This is a genomic window from Natrinema soli (genome assembly GCF_028618695.1).
Genome location: NZ_JAQIVI010000694.1, coordinates 1 through 5,370 on the forward strand (window position 1 = coordinate 1; position 5,370 = coordinate 5,370).

General features: G+C 65.5%; 6 protein-coding genes and 1 pseudogene. 4 read left to right on the forward strand and 3 right to left on the reverse strand.

All coding sequences use genetic code 11. The features are described 5' to 3' along the window. Nucleotides 1-293: DUF8163 family membrane protein (locus PGX04_RS30235; RefSeq protein WP_465263859.1), on the forward strand; the 293-nt coding region annotated here is incomplete at its 5' end. Then, nucleotides 290-1,282 carry a DUF7982 domain-containing protein gene (locus tag PGX04_RS30240; protein WP_273741871.1) on the forward strand — a complete coding sequence of 331 codons (993 nt, stop codon included), beginning with the start codon at nucleotides 290-292 and terminating at the stop codon, nucleotides 1,280-1,282. The genes PGX04_RS30235 and PGX04_RS30240, both read left to right, overlap by 4 nt. Before the next feature lie 412 nt (nucleotides 1,283-1,694). Here PGX04_RS30240 and PGX04_RS30245 read toward each other — a convergent pair whose 3' ends face one another. Genes PGX04_RS30245 through PGX04_RS30255 form a run of 3 tightly spaced genes read right to left on the reverse strand, consistent with a single transcriptional unit; the run spans nucleotide 1,695 to nucleotide 4,193 of the window. Beyond that, on the reverse strand, nucleotides 1,695-2,732 hold the full coding sequence (locus tag PGX04_RS30245; RefSeq protein ID WP_273741872.1) for an AAA family ATPase: 1,038 nt from the start codon (nucleotides 2,730-2,732) through the stop codon (nucleotides 1,695-1,697). Next, nucleotides 2,729-3,853 (reverse strand): DUF4350 domain-containing protein, encoded by a 1,125-nt coding sequence (locus PGX04_RS30250; RefSeq protein WP_273741873.1) that lies wholly within the window; start codon nucleotides 3,851-3,853, stop codon nucleotides 2,729-2,731. The genes PGX04_RS30245 and PGX04_RS30250 overlap by 4 nt, the downstream gene beginning before the upstream one ends. A 58-nt stretch (nucleotides 3,854-3,911) precedes the next feature. Next, the gene (locus tag PGX04_RS30255) at nucleotides 3,912-4,193 is read right to left on the reverse strand and encodes a DUF8044 family membrane protein (protein WP_273741874.1); all 282 of its coding nucleotides are present in this window, start codon (nucleotides 4,191-4,193) and stop codon (nucleotides 3,912-3,914) included. A gap of 182 nt (nucleotides 4,194-4,375) precedes the next feature. On the opposite strand from PGX04_RS30255, the gene PGX04_RS30260 reads away from it, so the two are divergent. Then, the gene (locus PGX04_RS30260; RefSeq protein ID WP_273741875.1) at nucleotides 4,376-4,933 is read left to right on the forward strand and encodes a metal-dependent hydrolase; all 558 of its coding nucleotides are present in this window, start codon (nucleotides 4,376-4,378) and stop codon (nucleotides 4,931-4,933) included. A gap of 212 nt (nucleotides 4,934-5,145) precedes the next feature. Next, a pseudogene (locus tag PGX04_RS30265) lies at nucleotides 5,146-5,370 on the forward strand (ABC transporter ATP-binding protein); the annotation flags it as partial.

The window sequence follows — 5,370 nt, forward strand, 5'->3', positions numbered from 1 at the left end:
GGGGCGCGAGTCCGGGGCGCACCGCGCTCGTCGCCGTCACCAGCGCGTTCGTGCTAGCGGGTGCAGCGTGGCTCGTCCTCGACACGCAGTCGATCCGGCTCGCCGCCACCGCGGTACTCGTGCTCCTCGGGATCACCGCGTACGGACTCCACCGATTCGAGCTCGTTCGACTCGGACTTGTCCCGGAGAGCGACGACGGAGACGCATCGACACCGCTCGAGACCGAGCCGACGGCTGACTCGACCGCTGAAACGACGACCCGACCGACGACCGAACCCGCTACTGACTCATGAGTGCAAGCAACAGTGATCTGGACGACAACGGTAATCTGGACGAGACGACGACTGACCCGGACGCGGATCGAGCCGACGGGTCGGACGAGGACCCGCTCGAGCCCGCGGCGCGAGCGGAACTCCTGGCGGCCGAAAACAAACGGTTACGGACCGAGTACGTTCGCGCCAGACAGTCACAGTACCGTCGAACCGCAGCGGGACTGGCCCTCGTCGGCGTCGTCACGGCCCTCGGCGCAGTCGCGTTTCCCGACGGGCGAGAGGTGCTCTTCGCGCTCGCCGCGGTGGGGCTGTTCGGTGGGGTACTCACGTACTACCTGACGCCGGGCACGTTCGTTGCCGCGGACGTCGGCGAGCGGATCTACGCCGCGATGGCGGCCAACGAGGCCGCCATCGCCGGTGAGCTCGGTCTCGGCGACGACCGCATCTACGTCCCGGCCGGTGAGCCCGTCGATGCGCACCTGTACGTCCCCCAGCAATCAACCGACGAGTTGCCCACACCCGACGAACTCGACGGGCCGTTCCTGACCGAGCCCGATCACCGCGGACTCTCCCTCGAGCCGACCGGCGGGACGCTATTCGAGGGATTCGAGCGCGCACTGACCGAAGAACTCGCGACCGCGCCGGCACCGCTCGCGACTCAGCTCGCGGACGGCCTCGTCGAGCAGTTCGAACTGGCGGCCGGTGCCGAACCGGACGTCGACGTCCAGTCGGGTCGGGTCACCGTCGCGATCACTGCCAGCGCGTTCGGCGCTGTCGACCGCTTCGATCATCCGATCGCCTCGTTCCTCGCAGTCGGGTTCGTCATCGGCCTCGGGCGACCGATCCGACTCGAGGTCACGCCGGGCGACGAGCGGTCGGACTGGCTGGTTACCTGCCGGTGGGACGATGACGATGAGACGAGTGTGGGTACGGCGGCAGCCACTCGTGAGGAGATTGCACACGACGAGGACGGTGGTGGCAATGAGCGAACCGAACCGGGAGCGGCGTGAGCGGTGTCGTACTGCTCCAGCCGAGCGTCGGTCGACGTCGTGAGCTTACCGGGCAGATCAGGCGCAAAACCTCGCCGTTTACAGCGGGGGATACGCGCCGTCGAGGGATGAAGCGGAATATACGAATCGGCCAAATCTGCTGTTTTAAGTAGCCTCTCACCGTGATATTAGATATCCGAGGCGGTCTACTCGCCCACTTAATTGGCCAGTATCGGATTCCCTGTCTCTCAGCGGAAGATGCCCTCTTCCATGGTGAGGCGGGGTGCGACAGCACAAGTACCTCTGAATCTTCATCGAGAGGATAGGAGTAACGGCTGGTTGGCACAGCCAGTAGTTGTCCATGCCGGGCAGATACAAACCGTAACTATCCCAAACGGGGTCGGGAATCCTCGCCCTTCAGGGCGGGTGGATATCAATCGAATGGATTGTTGCCGCCCTCATGCGCTGCGAGCGGGTCGAACGCCTCGTCCGCTTCAGCACCCGGCGGCTCGATCGTCTCGACGATCTCCGCGACGACGTCTGCGGAATCGATATCGCTGAGGTCGGCATCGGTACTCAGCACGAGCCGGTGGCGCAACACCGGCACCGCCATCGACTTGATGTCGTCCGGGATCGCGTACTCGCGGCCGTTGATCGCGGCTCGTGCCTTGGCACCGTTGAGAAACGCCAGCGTTGCACGCGGTGAGGCTCCGTGGGAGACGTCAGCGTGCTCCCGCGTGGCTGCGACGAGATCGAGTACGTACTCCTTGACCGGTGGCGCGATGTGGACCGCCTGGACGGTCCGGCGCGCGTCGACGAGCGCCTGCGGATCGATGACCTGCTTGACGTTGTCGGGCCCGAGATCCGGGTCGTCGTCGAATCGGTCGAGGAGCTCGCGTTCGTCCGTTCGGTCCGGAAGATCCAGCGTCAGTTTGAACTGAAAGCGATCGCGCTGCGCCTCCGGGAGCTGGTACACTCCCTCGGTTTCGATCGGGTTCTGTGTCGCGACGACCATAAACGGGTCGGGCAGCGAGAGCGTTTCTCCCTCGATCGTCACGCGACGCTCTTCCATCGCCTCAAGCAACGCGCTCTGTGTCTTCGGCGTCGCGCGGTTGATCTCGTCAGCGACCACGAGGTTCGCGAAGATGGGGCCGCGCTGGAGTTCGAACGTCCCCGGACCCTGCCGGTAGATGTGCGTTCCCGTGATGTCGGCCGGGAGGGTGTCGGGCGTCATCTGGATCCGGTTGTACTCGAGGCCGGTCGTCCGCGCAAAGAGGTTCGCGAGCGTCGTTTTGGCGATGCCGGGGACTCCCTCGAGCAGGAGGTGCCCACGGGTCAAGAGCGCGATCGTCAGGTACTCGACGGCCTCATCGTTGCCGATGAGAACGCGGTCGATCTCACTGTGTAGCGACTCGTAGATGCCTTCGGGATCACCGCTTGTCCTGTCGGCTGGATCCGTGGTACCGGTCATTCGTCGGTCTCCTCTTCCGAACGGGGATGGTTAAACGCTGTTATCATTCGCTGGATCTGGTCCTCGTCCCAGTCGGGATAGCGTCTGCGAAGGTATGCTGCGCGCTCGGCGTCCGAGAGGCTCGGGACTTCCTGTCCGCTGTGGCGACTCCCGGCCGGTCGGTATCGCGCGGGAAGGCGGGCCTGTGCGGCCTCGAGCCCGGATCGAACGCGGACCCGCGAGAGAATCGCAACGAGCCCGATCCCGACGGTCCCGACGAGCAACTGGAGCAACGGCGAGTCACGAATCGTCAGCACCGCACCGGTCAGTGGAGGAACGTCGGCGCCGTGTGAGCGGTCGAAGACGACGTGATCGGCGTCGGCGTACAGCCCGCGCACGAACGGGGCGTTATCCGGCTCGTCGTACATCGCGTTGATCGTGATACTGGGATCGCCGACGACGACTACCTGTCCCTCGCTGACGTTCTCCACCGTCGCGACCGGGTAGGATCGGAGTTCGTCCTGTTCGTCGAGATCGTCTTCCTCGGGACCGAGGTACGCGAAGTCACTCGTCGCGACCAGTACCGTCGCGTTTCCGGGTTCGATCGCCGTCCCGTAGTTGAGCGTCAGCTGGTCGACGCCGGTCGTCAGCGTGTGGTTCTCGACGCCCGTCGCGATCGGCATCGTCGGTCCGCGGAAGTGGTGGCGTTCGTCGCGCAGGAGCTGTCCGTCGGCCCGCGCCTCGGCGCCAACATCGGCGAGCAGGGCGTTCCCGTCGTCACCGAAGTTCTCGAGGACGACCAGCGTCCCGCCCTCGGCGACGAACTCCCGAACCCGTTCGGCGTCTTCCTCCGTGTAGGCGTCGTCCGGCGAGATGACGAACGCGACCGTCTCGTTAGCCGGGAGCTCCGTGTACTCGGCGGTGTCTCGCAGGATGTCGCTCTCGACGGCCGGATCGGCCGCGGCGTCCTGCCGGAGCTCGGACGTTCCGTCCCAGGACGGGTTATAGAGGCCGAAGGACGACGACGATGTCGCGGCCACGGTGCCCAGCGCGACGAGCACAGTCACGACGAGTGCGAGTAACAGCACCCGCGACCAGTCAATTCCACTGCCGTCGCCGAGCACGCCCTCGTGCCAGCTCATCGGGTCACCTCCGCGGCTCGAGCCGACGGTCGATCCGGGGAGCGCCGCGCGCCGTGGCTCATACAGGGACCACCTCCGGTGGGAGAATTTCGATGATCCGTCGGACGACGACGACCGCGAACCCGACGAGACCGAGTAGAATGAGCCACCGAAGTCGGCGTCGCCACGTCGGCGTGACGTTGAACGGGGCCGTCAACTCCGTGACGATCAGGAAACCGATGAGCGAGCAGACGAAAAACAGCTCGTAGGAGAGCGCGTTCAGCAGTGCGAGTACGAGGACCGTCGCGACCATCCACGCGACGTGCCCGCGGACGAATCGGATCCGGCGCTGGGTCGGCATCTACTCCAACGGGCAACGTCGGGATACCTAAACGTAGCGCACTTTACTCGGTAGCGGTGACGATTACTGTAACGGAGGGTCCTCGAGCATTCAGCCGGTCTCAGTTCGGCGTCGCGACTGTCGCAGCGCGAACCCACCCGCGAACGTCACACCTTTTGCGATGACCCCTGAAGGCCGAGACGATGTGGCCTTGGGGACACCTTGCCGTCGCATATCTGGTATACACCGTCTACAGTCACCGACACGACGCCCGTCCACCGCGAGCGGTTCCCGTGATCGCTCTCGCCATCGGCTCCCAGTTTCCCGACCTGATCGACAAACCGTTCGCGTGGTCCTTCGAGATCCTCCCCGGCGGCCGGACGTTCGCCCACTCGGTGTTCGTCGCCGCGCTCCTCCTCCCGGCCGCCTACAGCCTCGCCTGCCGCGTCGGTCGTCCCGAAATCGGGACGGCGTTCGCCATCGGACACGTCTCGCATCTGCTCGCCGACGTTCCGCCGTCCGCGATCCGCTCCGGAGACGTCTCGGCGACGACCTTCCTGTTCTGGCCCGTCCTCGAGCCGCCGGCGTACGACCCGGTCGATGGGATTCTCGCCGGCTTCCTGCGCTACTCGATGGGATGGTTCGAATGGGTCCAGTTCGGGCTCGTCCTCGTCGCGCTCGTCGTCTGGTATCGCGACGGGACGCCCGGTCTCGGCTCCATCCGACGCGGCCTCGAGCGGGCGGCCGAGACCGCGTCGTGACCCAAAGCCGCCCCGATCCGAATCCATAGACAAACTGCCAGTAACTCGCCCTTTCGAGCCAGTAACCGCAGTACAGCGGGTCGCACGGCCGCTGGAGGCCGTCCACCGGATAGCCGGATGGTCACTGTTGTCAGCATGAAACCGCATGCAGAATACAGTATGCGACTCGTAACAATGATCGCCTGACGATATCACTCCGACGAGCTAGACGCATGGCACACGATTCACCGCCCGGTACGGACGACGCCGCTCGAGCGCGGACGATCGGCGAGGAGCTCGCTCGATCGACCGCGACGCCGCCGGTCACCGTCCGCTGTGAGGGAGTCACCCACCGGTACGGCGGCGACTCATCCGGATTTCGAGCCGCGTCATCGCGAACGGTCACCGCGCTTCGGGACGCGTCCTTCGAGGCCCACGCCGGCGAGGTCGTCGGCCTC

Excerpts from the sequence above, each read along its gene's own strand:
- PGX04_RS30240 (WP_273741871.1), top strand. The coding sequence starts at position 290 with ATGAGTGCAAGCAACAGTGATCTGGACGACAACGGTAATCTGGACGAG.
- PGX04_RS30245 (WP_273741872.1), bottom strand. The coding sequence starts at position 2,732 with ATGACCGGTACCACGGATCCAGCCGACAGGACAAGCGGTGATCCCGAA.
- PGX04_RS30250 (WP_273741873.1), bottom strand. The coding sequence starts at position 3,853 with ATGAGCTGGCACGAGGGCGTGCTCGGCGACGGCAGTGGAATTGACTGG.
- PGX04_RS30255 (WP_273741874.1), bottom strand. The coding sequence starts at position 4,193 with ATGCCGACCCAGCGCCGGATCCGATTCGTCCGCGGGCACGTCGCGTGG.
- PGX04_RS30260 (WP_273741875.1), top strand. The coding sequence starts at position 4,376 with ATGTGGCCTTGGGGACACCTTGCCGTCGCATATCTGGTATACACCGTC.